Raw genomic sequence first — 19,462 nt, 5'->3', positions numbered from 1 at the left:
CGTGCTGGCCTTCCGCACCGTGCTGGAGCTGGCCGCGCAGGACTACGCGGCGGGCACCGCCACCCTGGTGCAGACGTCGCTGCGCATCGGAGCGCTGGCCGCCGGCATCGGCACCTCCCAGGCGCTCACCCGGCGCCAGTGGTGGCCCATCACCCGGTAGCTCAGAACTTGGGGATGCGCAGCGTCTTGCTGATCATCGCGCTGCCGCTGGCGAGGTACATCAGCACCAGCGGGTGGAACTGGAACGACCCGATGTCCCACACGCCGAAGGGAAGCGCCTCCCCGGTGAGGCCCTTCCAGAAGAGGATGGCGAGCACCAGCACGAGCGCGAGGCTGGTGGGGATGGGGGTGCCCTCGAAGTACTTCACCTTGCCGGTGCCGTCCGAGAGGGTGGCAGCGGTGACGTTGAAGCGTGCCAGGCGGCTGACGCCACAGCCCACGAAGTAGAGCAGCACCACCACGTCCAGCGCGCCGCGCAGCCCCACCGAGAAGGCCAGCGCGGCGGGCGCCACGCCGAAGGAGATGACGTCCGCCAGCGAGTCCAGGTCCGCGCCCAGCGGCGAGGACTGGAAGCGCCAGCGCGCCAGGCGCCCGTCGAGCGCATCGAGGATGAAGGCCAGCGGCATGAGCCCGAAGGCCAGCCACAGCCAGCGCGGCTGCCCGGTGGCCAGGAACTGCATCTGGGCGAGGATGGCTCCCGCGCCCGAGAAGGCATTGCCCAGCGTGACGAAGTCCGCGGGCGAGAAGGTGCGGATCATCGAGAAGTGGCGCGGCTCACGTTTCTGCTGCGACTCCGTCGTCATGCGGTCCCTCCGGGGCCCTGGGGGGGCGTGGACCCCCTGGCTTAGCGCATCTGGCGGCCTTCGCCGCTTTCTTTCCACTCCACCCGGTGCCGGGGCTCGTAGAGATGGGAAGCAGAGCGCGCTTCGCCCGGAAGCTGACAGCGCGGAGGTGGGAGGGTGGAGGTGTTCTCGTGGCGGACAGTCTCCCTTCGCTGGGCCGTTGCCCGCCCCACCCTGGGTGCCTAGCTTCGCACCTTGATCCCGTGGGTCCCTCGTGTGGGTCCCGGGGTGGGCTGGTGGGGCGTGGGGGTGGGAAGGGGAATGGGAGCCATGAGCGGGCGCTGGGGCCTGTGGGTCCTCGCAGTGCTGGCGGTGTTGGCGGGGTGCGCGGATCGGGATCGACCGACCATCGCCGACGGTCGGTTGACGGCAACGCCGGGAGGATTGGATTTCCAACGGGTGGCCGTCTTCGACGGACGCGAGGCGGAGGTGGTGCTGCGCAACGTGGGGCGTGCGCGCATCATCGTGGACGAAGCCTGGGTGGAAGGGCCCGCGGGCTCGTGGAAGGTGGACTTCACCCACGAGGGCCCGCACACGCTCATCCCCGGCGGCGAGTGCGCGCTGCGGGTGCGCTTCACCCCGCCGGAGTCCGGGCCGCTGCCAGCCACGCTGGTGGTGCGCTCGGACGCGAAGCGGGAGCCGCTCATCCGTGTCCCGTTGCAGGGCATGGGGGTGGATGCCTGGGCGCGCGTGTCGCCCCGGCAGTTGGACTTCGGCCGCATCGAGGCCGAGTCCTCCAAGACGCTGAGCTTCACTGTCAACAACCCCACGGACATGCCGGTGGAGGTGACGCCGAAGCTGCTGGGGGCGGACCGGGACGAGTTCTCCGTGGCCCCGCTGACGCTCGGGCCGGGAGAGCAGCGCGAGGTGCCGCTCACGTTCTCGCCCGGGAGGGTGGGGCGCAAGCAGGTGGCGGTGGCGGTGTCGCCGTGCCGCGGCTGCTCGGACGTGCCCGTACAGGTGGCGGCCGAGTCGCTGGATCGGGCGGTGGTGGCCGAGCCGCCCGAGCTCGACTTCGGCTCCGTGCCGGTGGACAAGGACAGCTTCCGGCAGGTGCGCCTGCGCAACCTCAGCACCGAGCCCATGACGGTGACGGCGCTGAACCTGGAGGGCAAGGACGCCTCCTTCAGCCATGGCGCCCCCGGCCTGCCGCTGGTGCTGGGGCCCGGTGAGACGCGGACCTGGGAGCTGCGCTACAGCCCGGGTCACATGGGGCCGGCCGAGGACAAGGCCCTCTTCCACGTGGTGAGCAAGCGCAACCCCACCACGGACGTGGGGCTGCGCGGCTTCGGTGGCGCGGCGGAGCTGTGCGTGTCGCCGCTCGCCCATGACTTCGGCAACCAGCCGCTCGGCTCGAAGACGGCCGTGGTGGTCAACGTGAAGAACTGCGGCTCCTCCAACGGAGGCCCGCTCACCATTTACGGGCTCGAGTTCCACTCGCGGGACGGGCACCCGGACGCGGACGTCCAGTTCAACGCCATGCCGCTGGCGCTGCCGCACCGGCTGCTGCCCGGTGAGGAGGTGAACCTCAAGGTCTTCTACGAGCCCACGCGCGCGGGGGCCGCGGCGGCCCGGCTGGTGATGACCACGGACGTGTACTCGGGCAACACCACGGAGCTGGACTTCACGGGCTTCGCGGAGCAGCACGCGCCGTGCGTGGTGGCCGTCACCCCGATGGCGGTGGACTTCGGCACGGTGCTGCCCGGCAAGGGCGCGGTGCTCGGCATCAAGGTGGCCAACCAGGGCACGGACTTGTGCGCGGTGAAGAACATCCGCCTGCGCGACAACGGGGGTGGGGTGTTCAGCCTGCCGGGCGGCGAGCTGGACGGCCTCGTCATGTGGCCGGGAGACTGGTTCAGCTTCATGGTGGCCTTCGCGGCTCCGGCGGCGGGCGGCGACTTCCTGGGCTCGGTGCAGCTCGAGCCGGCGGATCCCGCCAACCCGCTGGTGCTGGTGCCGCTGGCGGCCCACTCGCAGGCCTCGTGCCTGGTGGCCTCGCCGCGCTTCGTGGACTACGGCGTGGCGCGTCCGGACTGCCCGCCCGCCCCGCGCGAGGTGAACTACCTCAACGCCTGCCGGACGCCCGTGACGGTGTCGGGGATGCGCATTGGAGCGGGCACCACGGATGGCGAGTTCGAGCTCGAGGACACGCCGAGCACGCCTTTCACGCTGGCTCCGGGAGAGGCCTTCACGGTGAAGGTGGGCTACCTGGCCCAGGTGCACGGACTGAACATGTCGCCGCTCTTCGTGGACGTGTCGGACCTGCCCGCGCCGCTGCTCGTGCCGCTCATCGGCGAGTCCTCCAGGCGGGTGGAGAAGACGGACACCTTCGTGCAGCAGGACGGCTCCAAGGTGGACGTCCTCTTCGTGGTGGACAACACCGCGTCCATGGTGGAGGAGCAGCCACGCATCGTCTCGGCCATGCCCGCCTTCGCCGACGCCGCGCTGGCCAAGGGCGTGGACATGCACGTGGCGGTCACCACCACGGGCATCGACTCCATCTCCGACGCCTGCCCCGGCGGGGCCCGAGGCGGTGAGGCGGGCCGCTTCTTCCCGGTGGACAACGGCGGGCCGCGCCTGCTGACGAACCGCACGCCGGACCTGGCCTCGGTGCTGCAGCGCAACGTGTCGGTGGGCCAGTGCGCGGTGGTGGAGCAGGGCTTCGAGGCCGTGCGCCGCGCCCTGTCCGAGCCGCTGGTGGGCAGCGCGGACGACCCGCGCACGCCCCAGAAGAACGATGGCAACCGGGGCTTCCTGCGCGATGAGGCGGCGCTGGTGGTCGTCTTCATGGGCGACGAGGACGACCACTCGCCCGACAGCGTGGACACCTACGTGCGCTTCCTCCAGACGCGCAAGGGCGAGCACCAGCCGCAGCGCATGACCATCTACGCCATCGCGCCCACGGCCTCCGGCTGCCCCACCTCGGGCGGCGCCGGGACGCGCTACGCGGAGGCCGCGGCCCGCACCGGGGGCGAGGTGCTCTCCGTATGCACCGACAACTACGCGCCCCTGCTGCGCTCGGTGGCCAACAAGGCCTTCTCCGCGCAGGACCGCTTCCCGCTCAGCGAGCAGCCAGACGCGGCCAGCATCACGGTCCGGGTGAACGGCTCTCCGGCGACGAGCGGTTGGACCTATGACGGCGCGAGCAACAGCGTCGTCTTCTCCACGGCTCCTGCTCCGGGGGCGAAGGTGGAGATCCACTACCGCCGCGTGTGTCGCTGAGCGCGGGGCGCAAACGCGCCGGGGCCGAGAATCCGGCCTCCGGCGCCCCATGTCGGACGCGGGTGCTACAGCTCTGCATCGGTCTGTGCGGTTGACCGGAAAATTGGAAGGCCACCCATGCTGAGTACCCTGAGGGCGTCCCCGCAGCAGGAGGCGACGGTGAGCTCCCGACAGCACGACGACAACTCCACCTCCGAGCGCCCGCTCGCCCGCTCCACGCCCTCGTTCGCCCGCCAGCCAGGCGGCCTGCGAGTCATCGAGGGCGGTGGGCAGCGCCGGCAGGATGAGCCGCTCGTGTCTCGCGACGCGGTGGCCCGGGCGCTGATGGAGGCAGGGGTGGACCTGTTGCTGCGCCGCATCACCCCGGCCCGGGCCGCGGAGATCGAACGCAAGGTGGACCGGGTGTTGGACCTCTTCGACCGGGTGGATGCCGCGCCCGTGCTGATGCCCTTGCTCCAGCGGTACCTGGACGAGCTGGAAGCGCTCATGCGTGAGACCCGCCAGGTCCGAGCCCCCGCCCGCCGCGGGGGGTAGGCGAGGGAGGATCGACAGGAGGTTTGACCCTCCACGCCGGGCCGCTTACGCTCGGGTCCTTCCGCACCCGGGTGCCTCCGTCCACGGCTGCCCTGCCGTGGGAAGGGGGCATGGCGCACCGTGTCGATCGAGAACTACGGCAACTACCAGCTCCTCAAAAAGCTCGCCATGGGTGGCATGGCGCAGATCTACCTCGCGCGTCAGCGGGGCCCCGAGGGCTTCGAGAAGCGGCTGGTGGTCAAGCGCATCCTCCCGCACCTGGCGGAGAACGAGGACTTCGTCCGGATGTTCCTGGACGAGGCGCGCATCGCCGCCCGGCTCAACCACCCCAACATCGTCCAGATCTACGACTTGGGCTCGCAGGACGACAGCTTCTTCATCGCCATGGAGTACATCCATGGTGAGGACCTGCGGCGCGTGTGGAAGCGGGCGGACCGGGCCGACACGCCCGTGCCCGTGCCGCTGGTGTGCCGCGTCATCATCGAGGCCTGCGCGGGCCTGGACTACGCGCACAAGCGGACGGACGCCAGCGGCAAGCCGCTGAACATCGTCCACCGGGACATCTCGCCGCAGAACATCCTGCTGACGTTCGAGGGGCGGGTGAAGGTGGTGGACTTTGGAATCGCCAAGGCGGCGGACCAGGCCACCGTCACGCGCTCGGGGGTGCTCAAGGGCAAGTACTCGTACATGTCGCCGGAGCAGGCCGCCGGGCAGAAGGTGGACCGGCGCAGCGACATCTTCGCCCTGGGCGTGGTGCTGTACGAGCTGCTCACCTGCAACCGCCTCTTCAAGCGCCCCAGTGACATGGCCACGCTGCAGGCGGTGGCCGCGTGCGACATCCTTCCGCCCTCCCAGGTCAACCCGCGCGTGCCGGAGAGCCTGGACCCCATCGTCATGAAGGCGCTGGCGCGCAGCCCGGACGACCGCTACTCGGAGGCGGTGCAGCTCCAGCTCGCGCTGGAGGACTGGCTCGTCGCCCACCAGCATGCGTCGTCCTCGGCGCACGTGGCGGACTTCATGCAGAACCTCTACGCCGCGCGGCTGGCCGAGGAGGCCCGGCTGGGCGATGTGCTCGTGGAGGACTCCGAGCCCGCCGCTCCGCCCGAGGTGAAGTCGTCCGACAGGGCCGCCGAGACGATGGCCGCGCCGCGTCAGGTGGACTCGGGTGGGGCGCCGCCGGCACGGGAGTCGACGGTTCGGGTGGAGCGCACGCCGCCGTCGCGCACACCGCCCCGGGCCTCCCGGAGCGAGCCGCGCGGGGGTGGCACCTCGGAGCGCAAGGCGCTCGAGCCCCGGCGCACCGTGGATCCGCGCCGCGGCGCCGAGCTGGGAGAGGAGCCGCGCTCCTCCGGGCGGCCCGTGCCGAGGCCGAGCCGGGTGCGGCAGCCCGCCCTGCCCGCGGCTCCTGCCCCCGCTCCCGTGGCACCCGCGCCCGCTCCCCGGAAGAAGTCGAACCGGCTGGCGGTGGGGTTCGTCATGGGGGGCATCCTGGTGGGCCTGCTCGTGGGCGCCTGGTGGGCGCTGCGTCCGGAGTCCTCCCCGGTGCCTTCGAGCGCGACGACCAGGCCCATGACGCAGCCGAAGCCGACCCCGAGGGAAGAGTCCAAGCCCACCGTGGTCGTCTCCGCCCCGCCCACCCCGCGCACGGAGCCCTCGCAGGCACCGGTCGGCAAGCCCCCGGCGGTCGCCTCGGGGGGGGGCACCTCCACCGCACAGGCGTCGACCGGGGAGACACGGCTCCCTCGCCAGGCCGTGGCTTCGTCCCCGAACGACGAGCACAAGCCGGAGCCCGCCCGGGCCGTCGTGGCGGAGGTGCGGGAGATCCGTCCGCAGGGCAAGGCCATGGTCCGCTTCGTGGTGAAGCCGATCACGGTGTGGGCCGAGGTTTCGTGCAATGGGACCAAGATGGGCGAGACGCCCTTCCGGGACGTGCAGATGACCGTTGGCACCTATGAGTGCAAGTTCTCGAATCCGGACCAGGGCACGCGCACCCGGCGGGTCGAGGTGAAGCCCAACGTCCCCAACATCGTGGTCGTGCAGTTCTAGACCCCTGGATCTCCGCCGTGACAATCGAAGCAGGCACCCCGATCGGCAAGTACGTCGTCAAGCGCAAGCTCGCCGAAGGAGGCATGGCCGAAATCTACCTGGCCACCGCGATGGGCCCCGAGGGCTTCGAGAAGGAAGTCGTCATCAAGCGGGTGCGCACGTTCCTCGCGGATGACGAGGGCTTCGTGCAGATGTTCATCGCGGAGGCGCGGCTGGCCTCGCGGCTCAACCACGCCAACGTGGTGCAGATCTTCGACTTCGACAAGCACGACGACTCGTACTACCTGGCGATGGAGTACGTGCGCGGCTGCTCGCTGTGGGACCTGCGCAAGCGCTGCCGGGAGAAGGGCGTGGCGGTGCCTCCGGTGCTGGTGGCGCACATCGGCGCGCAGGTGGCGGCCGGGCTGCACTACGCGCACCGGCTCAAGTCCCCGGACGGCGGGTTGATGGGGCTGGTGCACCGCGACGTCACTCCGCACAACGTGCTGCTGTCGCTCGATGGCGCGGTGAAGCTCACCGACTTCGGCATCGCCAAGGCGGGCGCCACCCAGTCGGGCATGCTCAAGGGGAAGTTCGCGTACATGTCCCCGGAGCAGGCGCGCGGCGAGGAGGTGGACGCGCGCACCGACGTCTTCGCGCTCGGCATCGTGCTCTGGGAGATGCTCACCGGGGGCCGGCTCTTCGACGGGGACTCGGACATCGCCGTGCTCCGCTCGGTGCGCGAGAGCGTCATCGCCTCGCCGGCCCGCCTCAACCCGGAGGTGCCGGAGGACCTGGACGCGGTGCTGGTCACCGCGCTCCAGCGCGAGCCGGAGGCCCGCTTCCAGTCGGCGGGCGAGTTGGAGCGCGCGCTCGCCGGGTGCGTGCTGCGCAACGCGAAGAGCGTGGACGACACGGACGTGGCCACCTTCGTGCGGCGGCTGCTCGATGCGCCCCTGACCCAGTTCATCCAGGCCCCGGCCGCGCTGCTGGAGCGCTCGCAGCGGAACCGCTCCGGCAGCACGCCCGTGACGGGCTCGGGAACGCAGGCCCGGAGCCCCACGGGGGAGTCGCCCGCCCCCCGCGAGCCCACCGCGGTGCTGCCGCGCAACGCCAGCTCGTCCTCGGAGCGCAACAAGCCGGTGCGCGGCGCCCCGCCCGAGGAGTCCCTCGTCTCCGCGTCCACCCTGGTGCTGCCGCGCGGCCAGGAGGGGGAGGGGGCTCCGTCCGAGCGCCCCACGATTCCGATGCCCTCGGTCCCGGACGCGAGGGACTCCCACCCGGTGCCCGTGCCGAGCCCCGAGGGGCGGGAGAGCGCGCCGAAGTCCGTCGCCCCCGTTCGGGTGGCCCAGGTGATGCCCACCGTCACCTCCGCGCAGGAGTCCGCTGGAGCGAAGGGCAGGGGCAAGGGCCTCTGGGTGGGGGCGGGTGTGGCGGCCCTGGTCCTCATCGGTGGCGCGGCGGCCCTGGTGCTGCCATCGACGGTACCGGCTCCCACGCCTCCCGCCGCGCGGGGTGCTTCCTCCAAGCCCGAGGAGGCCCCCGCTGCTCCGTCCGAAGTGAAGGTCGCGGTTCCCACGCCGCCTGCTTCCGGGCCCGCTCCCACGGCCGCGGCCGATGCCGGTGTCGTGGCGGCCGTGGAGCCCGCGCCCGCGCCCGTCGAGGCCAAGGGCACCCTCATCGTTCGCGCCACCCCCTACGCCACCGTCCTCGTCACGGGCCAGAAGCCCCGGGAAGTGCAGGGGACCTCCAGGTACTCGCTTCCGCCGGGTGCCTACAAGGTCACCTTCCAGCCCCCCTCGGGCGCGTCCAAGACCTTCGATGTCTCCATCACCGCCCATGGCTCGGTGACGAAGAGCTTCGACGGACGCAAGCGCTAGAAAGCGGGACGTCGAGGCCCCGGGCCGGTGACGCGCGCGACGCGCGTGTGCCGCCGACGTCGGCCGTCCTTCGCCAGCTCCCGTAACCCCGCCTCGCGCCCCGGTCCGCCCGCCGCGCCCGGCCTTCGTGCGCCCAGCGCTCCGGGCCGCTACAGGCTTTTCTTGACAGTGTCGCGTGCGTTCTGGCATTCAATGGCGTCCATTCAGTAGAATATATTCAATGGAAGGCGGACGGTTGCTGGATCCCGAGGAGCTCGAGCGCATCGAACGCGACTTCGCCGGAGGTCTTCCCGCGAGGGAGATCGTCGAGATCTTCCGTCCGCGCGGCGTTCAGCTCTCCGAGGCGACGTTCCGCAAGTACGTGCAGGTAGGACTGCTACCTCGCAGCCGCCGGGTGGGGCGCAAGGGGAAGCACCAGGGAAGCCGGGGGCTGTACCCGGTGGAGGCGGTGCGGCGGATCAACGCCATCAAGAAGATGATGGCGGAAGGTCACACCCTGGAGGACATCAAGCGCTCCTTCTTGTTCCATAGGAATCACATCGATCAGCTCGAGCGAGATCTCTCCGAGGTGTTCGAGGGTTTTCAGGATCAGCTGGGGGAGCGAGCCTTCGGTGCGGAGTACCGGCGCACATTGGAGGAGGAGCTGGCCACGCTGAGGTCAAGGGCCCAGGAGCTGGTCCGGGACGTGGCCCGGTTGGGGAGCGCGGTTACCGCGCGCCAAGACGAAAAGCTCCATTCGCAATAGGCTGGGGGGGAGGGGAACGGGTAGAGTGGAAAAATCGTTGGAGGGGACAGGACATGTCTGAAGTGAAGCAGGAGCGGCCGGAGGAGGAGGCGCCAGCGGATGCAGAGGGTGGGGCGGAGCGCCGGCGCTCGAAGACGATGTCGCGGAAGGAGATGGCGCGCGACCTGCGGCGCCGTCGGCTGACGGGCCAGATCGACCCCGAGGAGTCGGATCTGCTCAACGCCGTCGACTCGCAGCGGCCGAAGACGCGGGCGGACTGTGTGAACGGCCCGCGCCCGTGCCTCTTCGTGTCCTGCAAGCACAACCTCTACCTGGATGTGAACCCGGAGACGGGCTCCATCAAGCTCAACTTCCCGGACAAGGAGATCTGGGAGCTGGAGCACACCTGCGCCCTGGACGTGGCGGAGAAGGGCGGCATCACGCTCGAGGAGGTGGGGGCCATCATGAACCTCACCCGCGAGCGCATCCGCCAGGTGGAGACGCGCGGCCTGCTGAAGCTGCGCGAGGCCACCGAGGCCGAGCCCCCCGTGTCCGCCCGCAAGCCCTGAAAATCGGGCTCGGAGCCAGGGGCCGACACGGGCCGCACGCTTCGTTGACACCCAGAGGGGTGGTTGCTAGACGGGCCGCCTCTCCCACAGACAGAGGCGTGCATACCCGTGCTGGCTCTCCTCAGCGTTTCCGATAAACGCGGTCTGGTCCCCTTCGCTCGAGGACTCGTCCGGCTCGGCTTCGAGCTGCTCTCCACCGGGGGCACCCTCGCGGCGCTCCAGGCCGCGGGCGTCCCCGCGAGGAAGGTCTCCGAGCACACCCAGAGCCCGGAGATCCTCGGTGGCCGGGTGAAGACGCTCCACCCGCGCATCCATGGTGGCCTCCTCGGCCGTCTGGACGTGGAGAGCGACAAGGCGGAGATGGCCTCCCATGGCATCGCGCCCATCTCCCTGGTGGCCGTCAACCTCTACCCCTTCCGGCAGACGGTCGCCTCCGGAGCCGCCGAGGCCGATGTCATCGAGCAGATCGACATCGGCGGGCCCGCCATGGTGCGCGCCTCGGCGAAGAACTTCCGCCACGTGACGGTGGTGGTGGATCCGGACGACTACGAGGCCGTGCTCGCCGAGCTGGAGAAGTCCCGCGCCACGAGCGAGGAGACGCGCCGGCAGTTGATGCGCAAGGCCTTCGCGCATACCGCGGCCTATGACGCCTCCATCGCGGGCTGGTTGTCGACCCAGGCCGGGGAGCCCTTTCCCCCCGAGCAGACGCTCGCGTTCCAGAAGGTGCAGAACCTGCGCTACGGCGAGAACCCGCACCAGCGCGGCGCCTTCTACCGTGAGCACGCCGCGCCCGCCGAGCCCACCGTGGCCTTCTCCCGCGTCCTCCAGGGCAAGGAGCTCTCCTACAACAACATCCTGGACCTGGATGCGGCGCTCGGGCTGGTGCTGGAGTTCCCCGAGCAGCCCTGCGCGGTCATCATCAAGCACAACACGCCCTGCGGTGTGTCGCTGGACACGTCGCTGACCACGGCCTACCGCACGGCGCGCGCCATCGACGAGGTGTCCGCCTTCGGGGGCATCGTGGCGCTCAACCGCGAGGTGGATCGCACCTGCGCCGAGGCGCTCGCGGAGACGTTCCTGGAAGCCGTCATCGCCCCGTCCTATTCGGCCGAGGCCCTGCAGGTGCTGTCGGCCAAGAAGAACCTGCGTCTGCTGGAGGCCGGGGCCGCGCTGGCCTCGCCCCAGGCCCGTCCCCGAGCCCAACTGGAGGCCCGCAGCGTGTCCGGCGGCCTGGTGCTACAGGACAAGGATGCGGTCGAGCCCCCGCTCGAGTGGAAGGTGGTCAGCAAGCGCGCCCCCACGGCGGACGAGGAGAAGGCCCTGCGCTTCGCCTGGAAGGTGTGCAAGCACGTGAAGAGCAACGCCATCGTCTTCTCCAACGGCTCGAAGTTACTGGCAGCGGGTGGAGGCCAGACCAGCCGTGTGGATTCCGTGAAAATCGCCGCCGCACGTGGAGGGGAAGCACTCAAGGGGAGCGCCGTGGCCTCGGACGCCTTCTTTCCGTTCAGGGATGGGCTCGATGAGGCTGCTCGGGCAGGGGCGACCTGCGTGGTCCAGCCTGGCGGCTCGGTCCGCGACTCAGAGGTCGTCGCCGCCGCCGATGAACATGGAATGGCAATGGTGGTGACGGGAGTGCGACACTTCCGGCACTGAACCATGCGGATCGTCTGTCAAAAGTGTGCGGCGGCCTACGCCATCGATGACCGGGTCATCACCCCGAAGGGTGTGCGCGCGCAGTGTCCGCGTTGCCGCCATCTGCAGTTGGTGAAGCGGGAGGACGCTCCCGCGCAGCCGGCCGCGCCGGCTGCTCCCGCTCCTGTTGCCACGGCTCCGGCGCCCAAGCCCGCCGCCGTGGCGAAACCCGCTGTCGCGGCCAAGCCCGCTGTCGCGAAGCCCGCGGCGGCGGCGAAGCCCGCTGCCGCTCCCGTTCCGATGACTCCGTCGGGCTCCCTGAACGACTCGCTCTTCGGGGACCTTGGAGACATGGAACCGGCGCCGGATCCCAATGCGGGCGAGTCCGACTCGCTGCTGGGAGATCTCGCCGCGATCGGCAGGGCTCCGGCCACGGCCTCTCCGGCCCTGGCGAAGGACTCGCTGTTCGGCGATCTCGCGGAGCTCACCCAGTCGTCTCCGTCCAATCCGCTCTCCTCGGGGGGCGGAGGCGATCCGCTGTTCGACAGCATCGACCTGTCCGCGTCCAGTCCGGCCCAGGACAGGCCGGCCACGCCGGGGTACGCGATTCCGTCGGGCGATCTGCTGTTCGACGACATCGCCCCGCCTCCGCCAGCGCCAGCGCCCAAGCCCGTGCAGGCGAAGCCGGCCGCCCCGCCCGTGCAGGCCAGGCCGGCTGCTCCGGTGCAGGCGAAGCCGGCCGCGCCCGTGCAGCCCAAGCCCGCGGCTCCGACCTTCCCGGAGCCGTCGGACGATGCGCTGTTCGACTTCAACTCTCCTCCGGGATTCGATGCGCCGCCCCCGCCGGCGGCTCCCGTGCCTCCGCCGAAGCCGGCCGCGCCTCCCGTGCAGGCGAAGCCCGCTCCCGAGCCGTTCCCGGCTCCGGAGGACGACGGGCTGTTCGACTTCAACGCGCCTCCCGGCTTCAGCATGCCGCCCCCGCCGGCGGCTCCCGCGCCTCAGCCGAAGCCGGCCGCGCCGCCCGTGCAGGCCAGGCCGGCCGCGCTGCCCGTGCAGGCCAGGCCGGCGCCCGAGGCGTTCCCGGCTCCGGAGGACGACGGGCTGTTCGACTTCAACTCGCCTCCGGGGTTCGATGCGCCGCCCCAGCCGGCCGCTCAGGCAGCCCCGGCCGCCGCGGCTCCCGAGGGTGATCCGCTTCTCGACTTCTTCGACGCGCCCACCTCGCAGCCGCAACAGGCTCCCGCTCCGGCTCCCGCCAGGGCTCCGGCTCCTGCTCCCGCGGCGCCCGTGAGGGCTCCCACGCCCGCGGCGGCTCCCTCGTTCGACGCCGCGCCGAAGGCGTGCCGTGAGTGCGGCAAGTCGTTGGTGGATCCGTTCGATCAGGCACTCGGTGCATGCGAGGACTGTCGCCAGCGTGCGAAGCCGTCCTCCGCGCCCCCGCCCGCCGCCAGGTCCGTGGAGGTCCTCGACCTGCCGCCGATGGGCAATGGGGCCTCGGGGGCCACGCCGCTGCCGCCCGAGGCGGGCAGCGAGGGACGCTCCAGCGGGGCTCCTCCGCCCACGCTGTCGGCCGAGGCTCGCAGTGGGGTCCGCCCCACGGGCCAGCGCTCCAACACCATGACGGGTGTGGCCGTGTCCGCTTCCAGCGGGCGGGGTCGCGGCGCGCTGGTGGGCGCCCTGGTACTCCTGCTGCTGGTCGGTGGCGCTGGAGCCGCGTACGTCTTCGTTCCCCAGGTGAAGGAGCTGGTGGGCCAGAACCTCGGCGGTGGCGGAGAGTCCGCGCCCCCGGTGAATCAGCCCACGGCCGCCACGCTGCCTCCCGCGGTGGAGGCCGTGCTGCCGCGCTGGCAGCTCATGTTCGTGGATGCCGGCAGCGGTGACAGCAAGCAGCTCCTCGCCGAGGGGCAGTCGCTGCTCGCCAAGGACCAGCGTCTGTCCTACTCGCAGGCGGCCGAGTCCTTCCAGCGGGCGCTGTTGTTGGATCCGAAGAGCGACGCGGCCATCGGCGGCTATGTCCAGGCGCTCGCGTTGGGGCATGGCGCGCGGATGGACGACGCCACCTTCCAGGAGGCGCGCTCCCTCATCGAGGCCGCCGAGAGCCGGGCCCACCGGGAGGCGGAGCTGCTGGTGGCCCACGCCAACCTCCTGCTCGCCCGTTCGCGTCAGTCGGAGAACGTGGATGAGGCGCGCAAGCTCGCCGAGGAGGTGCTGGCCATTCCCAAGGATGCCACGGCGCCCAAGGCCGAGGCCCACCTGGTGCTGGGGCGCGTCTTCCTGACGTCCTCGCGCGAGCTGGCCAATCAGCACTTCGACTCGGCGCTGGCGATCGCGTCGGACCTCCAGCGCGTCCACTACTACCGCGCGCTGGCCGATGAGACGGCGGGCGACTTCTCGCTGGCGATCGATCGCCTGGAGAAGCGGCTCACGCAGGACGCCGACCACTGGGAGACCCGCATCACCCTCGCCCGCATGTTCCTGGAGGTGGGCGAGGTGGAGCGGGCGCGCCAGCTCTACGAGACGCGTCTCAAGAGCTCGCCCGGGGACTTCCAGGCGCTCCTGTCGCTCGCGGTGCTGCGCTATCAAGTGGAAGGTGGGCTGCCCGGTTCGCTGGGGGCCATGCGCGGGATGCTGCGCAACCGCGAGAAGTATGAGGATCGCGAGGTGGCGGAGCTGCTGCTGCACCTGGCGGCCGCGGAGCGCTCGGCCAACAACCTGGACGCGGCGGCCAAGGCGGCTCGCGAGTCCCTGGAGCTGGTGAAGGGCAACCCGGCCGCGCAGCTCCAGCTCTTCCTGGTGGCGCTGGCTCGCAAGGATGCGGCGGCGGCGGCCGGTCATCTCGCCTCCCTGCGGGGTCACCTCGAGGAGCCGGAGCTGGAGAAGCTGCTCGAGGGCCGGTTGCGACTGCTGGAGCGCAAGCCCATCGAGGCGATGGAGCGCTTCATGGAAGTCGCGCGGATGGATCCGCGCCGCTCGGACGCGCTGCTGCTGGCCGGAGTGGCCGCCGCCCAGGAGGGACGCCGGGACGAGGCCTTCCGCGTGCTCGCCCAGGTGCTCCAGGCGGATCCGCTGCGACTGGCCCCGAGGCCCGTCGTCACGTCCTTCTACCTGCGTCCGGGAGATCTGCTCGAGGGGCTCGAGGGCTCCATCGTGGGCATCGCCCAGGGCGACGACGACATCCTGCCGCACCTCTACGAGGGGCTCCTGCGCTTCCACCAGGGCAATGCCGCCGCCGCGGAGAAGATGCTGAAGCAGGTGAACGAGGTGGACTCCAACAACGCTCCCGCGTCCGCCTACCGGGCGTTCATCTCGCTGGGCGTGCTGGGCGGTCGCAAGGACCTGAAGGCGGCGAGTGGGCATGCCGGTCGCGCGGTCGCGGGCGGACGCCAGGTGGCCATCGCCCACCTCGCCCAGGGGCTCGTGCTGGTGGAGGCCAAGCAGGTGGAGCCGGCCAAGAAGGCCTTCCGCGAGGCGGTGACGCTCGCCCCGAAGCTGTACGCGGCGGAGGTGAAGCTGGCCGAGCTGGAGGCGGTCACCAGCCGCGACTCGGTCCGCACGCGACTGGTCCGACTGCTGGGGCTGGATCCCTCGTACATGCCCGCCAAGCGCGTGCTCTACATGCTCGACAAACGAGGCTGACGTGAAGGTCCTTCTCCTCGGCTCCGGCGCGCGAGAGCACGCGCTCGCATGGAAGCTGGCCCAGAGCCCGCTGCTGACGAAGCTGCTGGTGGGCCCGGGCAATCCGGGCACCGCCCGCGTGGGCACCAACGTCCCCCTCCAGGCGGACGCGCCCGACGCGGTGGTGGCGCTGGCCCGGCGGGAGCGGGTGGACCTGGTGGTGGTGGGCCCGGAGGCGCCGCTGGTGGCGGGTGTGGCGGATGCGCTCGCCGCGGCCGGCATCCCGTGCTTCGGCCCGGTGGCCGGGGCCGCGCGCATCGAGGGCTCCAAGGCCTTCGCCAAGGAGATCATGGCCGAGGCGGGCGTGCCCACCGCCGGCTTCCAGGTGTTCACCGACGTGGCCCAGGCCGAGGCCTACGCCGTGGCGCAGGGGCGCATCGTCGTCAAGGCGGATGGGCTGGCCGCGGGCAAGGGCGTCATCGTGGCGCAGGACGCGCGGGCGGCCCGCGAGGCCGTGCGCGCGGTGGGCGCCATGGGCTCGGCGGGCCAGCGGATGGTGCTGGAGGAGCTGCTCGAGGGCGAGGAGGTCTCCGTCATCGCGCTCTGTGACGGCGAGCGCTATGTGCTGCTCCCCCCGGCGCAGGACCACAAGCGGGTGGGGGAGGGCGACACGGGCCCCAACACCGGCGGAATGGGCGCGTACGCACCGGCGCCGTTCCTGTCCCCGGAGCAGCTCTCCGCGGTGGGCGAGCAGGTGATCGCCCCGACGCTGGCGACGCTGCGGCGGCGGGGAATCCCCTTCAAGGGTGCGCTGTATGCGGGGCTGATGCTGACGCGAGGTGGCCCCAAGGTGCTCGAGTTCAACGCGCGTTTCGGGGACCCCGAGACGCAGGTGCTGATGATGCAGCTGGCGGAGGACGTGCTGCCGCTGCTGGAGGCGTGCGCGCGCGGACGGCTGGAGTCGCGTCCCCTCGCGGTGCATCCCGGGGCCTCGGTGGGCGTGGTGCTCGCCGCCCAGGGCTACCCGGAAGCGCCGCGGAAGGGTGATCGCATCGAGGGTGTCGACACGGTGCCGGCCGACGCCCCCGTGTTCGTCGCGGGGGTGGAGGACAAGGGCGGCGGGTGGCTCACGACCGGGGGCCGGGTGCTCACCGTGTGCGCGCGCGGGGCGGACCTGGCGGAGGCCCGCTCCACCGCGTACGCCGCCACGGCCCGCATCCGCTTCGAGGGCATGCACTTCCGCCGCGACATCGGCGCCAAGGGACTTCGGGCGCCAGCAACGACGCCGTGAAGCTGCTCGCCCGCTACCTGCTGAAGGAACTGGTCATCCCCCTCTGTGTGTGGGTGGCGTTCCTCTTCCTGCTGCTCTTCGTCATGCAGTTCCTGCGGGGCACGGACGTGCTCCTCGGGTCCGCGGTGACGCTGGGGGACCTCGGGCGGCTGCTCCTCTACCTCGCGCCGCATTTCCTGATGATGGCGCTGCCCATCGCCTTCCTCCTGGCCATCCTCCTGGGGCTGGGCCGGCTGGCGGAGGATCGCGAGCTCACCGCGCTGCAGGCGCTCGGCATCGGCCCGGCGCAGTTGCTCGCGGGGCCGCTGGCCATCGGCGCGGTGCTCGCCGGGTTGATGGTGCTGATCACCTCCACCGTCGAGCCCTGGGGCCTCACCGGCGTGAAGGAGTTCGTCGCCGAAATCATCAAGAAGAACGTGGTGGGCGACGTGAAGTCCGGCGTCTTCTACGAGGACCTCTCCAACCTCACGCTCTACGCGGAGAAGGTGGAAGGCGAGGATCGTGGGTGGACCAACGTGCTGCTCCACGACGACCGCGAGCGGTCCGCGCCGCTGCTGATGCTCGCGCGCCAGGGTCAGGTGAACACGAACGTGGCCGGGCAGGTGCTGACGCTGGTGCTCGCGGATGGCGAGGCGCACCGGGCCAACCGGGGCTCCGAGAACTACTCGGTCATCACCTTCCAGAAGGGGGAGATCGCCGTGGGCGTGGAGGGCTCCATGGGCCGGCGCAACCGCTTCCGCTCGCCCAAGGAGGAGCTCACCCCCAGTGAGCTGCTGCAGGCCGCCGAAGAGGCCGAGCGCACCGGGGGAGATCCCCGCTCCTTCCTCATGGCGTTGCACAACCGGCTGGGCAACGCGCTCGCGCCGCTGTCCTTCGCGCTGCTGGGCACGCCGCTGGCCATCGGGCGCCGGCAGGGCGGGCGCGCGTGGGGCTACCTCCTCACGCTGGGCGGCTACGTCCTCTTCTACCTGCTCATGCGCTTCTTCGAGCAGCTGGGCCAGCAGGGGAAGATGCCGGTGCTCCTGGCGGGCCAGCTCGCCAACATCCTCTTCTGCACGGCGGGGCTCGTGGCCATGTACCGCGTCAGCCGCTCGGGGACAGTGCGGTGAACCGGACGCTCTTCCGCTACGTGGCTCGCACCTACGTCCAGTTCGCGGTGGGCATCTTCGCCGCCGTGCTCACCATCTTCCTCGTGGTGGACTTCGTGGACCGGGCGCGCAACTACTCCGGCGAGGGCTGGGTCTGGAACGTGATGCTGCTGTACGCCAACAAGGCGTTGGTGGCCACGCAGCAGCTCGGGCCGGCGGCGCTGTTGCTGGCGGCCGGGGCCTCGGTGTCCTCCCTGCGCAAGCGCGGCGAGGTGACGGCCATGCAGTCGCTCACCTTCGGGCCCTCCGCCCTCTACCTGCCGGTGGCCCTGTGCGTGGGGCTCGCGTGCGTGGGGCTCGTGGCCTTCGACGAGTGGGTGAGCGTGCGGGCCTCCCGGCGCGTGGAGGAGATCACCACCCAGCGCTTCAACCGCTGGGGGGACTGGGGCCTGTACCACTCGCCCAAGCAGTGGTTCCGCCGGGGCGAGCACATCTTCTACCTGCGAGGCGGCAGCGCGCAGGACGGCTTCGACACCGTGTCCGTGCTCACCGTCACCCCGGACTTCCGGCTGGCGCGGCGCCTGGACGCGAACGAGATGCACTCGGTGGAGGGCACCCGCTGGAGGCTGAGCGGCGTGGTGGAGCGCTCCTTCACCAAGGACGGCCAGTCCTCGGTGCGCGAGCTGGAGGAGGCCGAGTACGACCTGGGCGTGAGCGCGGAGACGTTCCGCATCCGCCCCGGCCGGCCCGAGCAGATGCGGCTGCCCGTGCTGCGCGAGCAGATCGTCGTGCGCGAGGAGGTGGGGCTGGAGTCCCGGCAGTTCTCGCTCGCGCTCCACAACCGCTTCGCCTACCCGCTGGCGGGCTTCCCCGCGGCGATGTTGGCGGTGGGGCTGGCACTGCGCCCGGGACGCAAGGGGCACCTGACGGTGGCCATCGTCGAGGGCCTGCTCATCTCCGTGACGATGTGGGGCCTGATGGTGGTGTCCCGCACGCTGGTGCTCACCGAGCGGCTGACGCCCGTGGTGGCCGCGTGGATGCCCACCGCGCTGCTGGTGGTGGCCGCCGTCCTGCTGTGGCTGCGCGGCGAGGGACGACTGGGGAGACGCGGCGCGTGAACGTGCGAACCGAGGTGCTCGAGCGCGGCTTCCTGGTGTTCCTGGCCCTGTGGGGCGTGGGCTGCCTGTTCCTGGAGGCGCTCGCGGCCGTGGGGCTCGCGGGCTGCGCGCTGATGGCGCTGGTGGCGGCCCGACAGGACGGCGTCACCGTGCGCGGAGCCCTGCGCGCGTGGGCGCCCCTGGTGGCCTTTCTCGCCTGGGCGCTGCTGGTGCCGCTGCTGTCCGGCCACCCGCCGAGCGGTACCGGCGTGGCCCGCCTGCTGGACTTCGCGGGCATTCCCGTGGCGGCGGTGGCGCTCGGCCATCTGTCGGACGCGCGGCGGGTGCGGCTGGCGTGGGTGCTGGGCGGCGTGTTTGTCGCCTCGTGCGCGGTGGCCGGGTTGCAGCACTTCGGCGTGTGGCCCGCGCCGGAGGCCTGGGCACCGCTCGCGTGGACGCGACTGCCATTCGACCGTGTCTACGAGGCCGTGCCCGGCACGGAGAGTCGCTTCATGGCCGGAGGCCTGTTGTTCCACCGGCTGAAGTTCTCGCACATCGGCGGCATGGGGGTGGCCTTCGCCCTGGGCGTGGGGTTGCGCCTCCAGGGCCGGCGCCGGGCCGTGGCGCTGGCGCTGGCGGCGGTGGGACTCGTCTCGGTGGGCCTCTTCCCGTACGCGCGAGCGGCCAGCGTGGCCCTGGTGGCGGTGCTGGGGTTGCTGGTGATGCTCGGTCTGCCGAGGCGTGTGGCCGTGCCGGCGTGCGCGGCGGTGCTGGGGCTGGCCGTGCTCGCGCTGACCCTCAACGCGCCGCTGCGCGAGCGCTTCCTCAACAGCAACACGGAGCAGGGCTCGGGGAGCCGCTCCGCGCTGCTGGAGACGGGCCTGTGCGCGGTGCGCGAGAGCCCCGTCACGGGCGTGGGGCCAGGGCGCTTCCAGGCCCGCCT

13 protein-coding genes are annotated in these 19,462 nt (G+C 71.4%); 12 read left to right on the top strand and 1 reads right to left on the bottom strand.

Annotated elements, in window-relative coordinates; genetic code table 11:
- Nucleotides 1–161: 161 nt before the first annotated feature.
- Nucleotides 162–803 (bottom strand): CDP-diacylglycerol--serine O-phosphatidyltransferase, encoded by a 642-nt coding sequence (pssA, locus tag VF697_RS16835; protein ID WP_331096187.1) that lies wholly within the window; start codon nt 801–803, stop codon nt 162–164.
- A gap of 309 nt (nt 804–1,112) precedes the next feature.
- On the opposite strand from pssA, the gene VF697_RS16830 reads away from it, so the two are divergent.
- From VF697_RS16830 to VF697_RS16775, 12 genes are all read left to right on the top strand, one after another.
- Nucleotides 1,113–4,064 carry a choice-of-anchor D domain-containing protein gene (locus tag VF697_RS16830; protein ID WP_331096185.1) on the top strand — a complete coding sequence of 984 codons (2,952 nt, stop codon included), beginning with the start codon at nt 1,113–1,115 and terminating at the stop codon, nt 4,062–4,064.
- 246 nt (nt 4,065–4,310) lie between these two features.
- Entirely contained in the window at nt 4,311–4,598 is a 288-nt protein-coding gene (locus tag VF697_RS16825) for a hypothetical protein (RefSeq protein ID WP_414641302.1), read from the top strand.
- 120 nt (nt 4,599–4,718) lie between these two features.
- Nucleotides 4,719–6,644 carry a serine/threonine protein kinase gene (locus VF697_RS16820; RefSeq protein WP_331096181.1) on the top strand — a complete coding sequence of 642 codons (1,926 nt, stop codon included), beginning with the start codon at nt 4,719–4,721 and terminating at the stop codon, nt 6,642–6,644.
- A gap of 17 nt (nt 6,645–6,661) precedes the next feature.
- Entirely contained in the window at nt 6,662–8,503 is a 1,842-nt protein-coding gene (locus VF697_RS16815) for a serine/threonine-protein kinase (RefSeq protein ID WP_331096179.1), read from the top strand.
- Between the two features lie 220 nt (nt 8,504–8,723).
- Nucleotides 8,724–9,248, top strand: a complete 525-nt coding sequence (locus VF697_RS16810) for a MerR family transcriptional regulator (protein ID WP_331096177.1) — start codon at nt 8,724–8,726, stop codon at nt 9,246–9,248.
- A gap of 53 nt (nt 9,249–9,301) precedes the next feature.
- Nucleotides 9,302–9,796 (top strand): sigma factor-like helix-turn-helix DNA-binding protein, encoded by a 495-nt coding sequence (locus VF697_RS16805; protein WP_331096175.1) that lies wholly within the window; start codon nt 9,302–9,304, stop codon nt 9,794–9,796.
- Nucleotides 9,797–9,904: 108 nt separating this feature from the next.
- The gene (gene purH / locus VF697_RS16800; RefSeq protein ID WP_414641301.1) at nt 9,905–11,449 is read left to right on the top strand and encodes a bifunctional phosphoribosylaminoimidazolecarboxamide formyltransferase/IMP cyclohydrolase; all 1,545 of its coding nucleotides are present in this window, start codon (nt 9,905–9,907) and stop codon (nt 11,447–11,449) included.
- Nucleotides 11,450–11,452: 3 nt separating this feature from the next.
- On the top strand, nt 11,453–15,064 hold the full coding sequence (locus VF697_RS16795) for a tetratricopeptide repeat protein (protein WP_331096173.1): 3,612 nt from the start codon (nt 11,453–11,455) through the stop codon (nt 15,062–15,064).
- 1 nt (nt 15,065) lies between these two features.
- Nucleotides 15,066–16,334 carry a phosphoribosylamine--glycine ligase gene (gene purD / locus VF697_RS16790; RefSeq protein ID WP_331096171.1) on the top strand — a complete coding sequence of 423 codons (1,269 nt, stop codon included), beginning with the start codon at nt 15,066–15,068 and terminating at the stop codon, nt 16,332–16,334.
- Nucleotides 16,331–17,443 (top strand): LptF/LptG family permease, encoded by a 1,113-nt coding sequence (locus VF697_RS16785; protein ID WP_331096169.1) that lies wholly within the window; start codon nt 16,331–16,333, stop codon nt 17,441–17,443. The genes purD and VF697_RS16785 overlap by 4 nt, the downstream gene beginning before the upstream one ends.
- The gene (locus VF697_RS16780) at nt 17,440–18,540 is read left to right on the top strand and encodes an LptF/LptG family permease (protein ID WP_331096167.1); all 1,101 of its coding nucleotides are present in this window, start codon (nt 17,440–17,442) and stop codon (nt 18,538–18,540) included. Before VF697_RS16785 ends, VF697_RS16780 begins: the two co-directional genes overlap by 4 nt.
- On the top strand, nt 18,537–19,462 hold a 926-nt coding region (locus VF697_RS16775; RefSeq protein ID WP_331096165.1), incomplete at its 3' end, for an O-antigen ligase family protein. The genes VF697_RS16780 and VF697_RS16775, both read left to right, overlap by 4 nt.

This window comes from Archangium sp. (assembly GCF_036388035.1).
Taxonomy (GTDB): Bacteria; Myxococcota; Myxococcia; order Myxococcales; family Myxococcaceae; genus Archangium.
Note: the sequence above shows the minus strand (reverse complement) of the source record. Positions and strands in the feature narration are given on the sequence as shown.

Bases quoted from the DNA above. Each gene is read 5' to 3' on its own strand.
- VF697_RS16830 (WP_331096185.1), top strand. From the start codon at position 1,113: ATGAGCGGGCGCTGGGGCCTGTGGGTCCTCGCAGTGCTGGCGGTGTTG.
- VF697_RS16810 (WP_331096177.1), top strand. From the start codon at position 8,724: ATGGAAGGCGGACGGTTGCTGGATCCCGAGGAGCTCGAGCGCATCGAA.
- VF697_RS16795 (WP_331096173.1), top strand. From the start codon at position 11,453: ATGCGGATCGTCTGTCAAAAGTGTGCGGCGGCCTACGCCATCGATGAC.
- VF697_RS16805 (WP_331096175.1), top strand. From the start codon at position 9,302: ATGTCTGAAGTGAAGCAGGAGCGGCCGGAGGAGGAGGCGCCAGCGGAT.
- pssA (WP_331096187.1), bottom strand. From the start codon at position 803: ATGACGACGGAGTCGCAGCAGAAACGTGAGCCGCGCCACTTCTCGATG.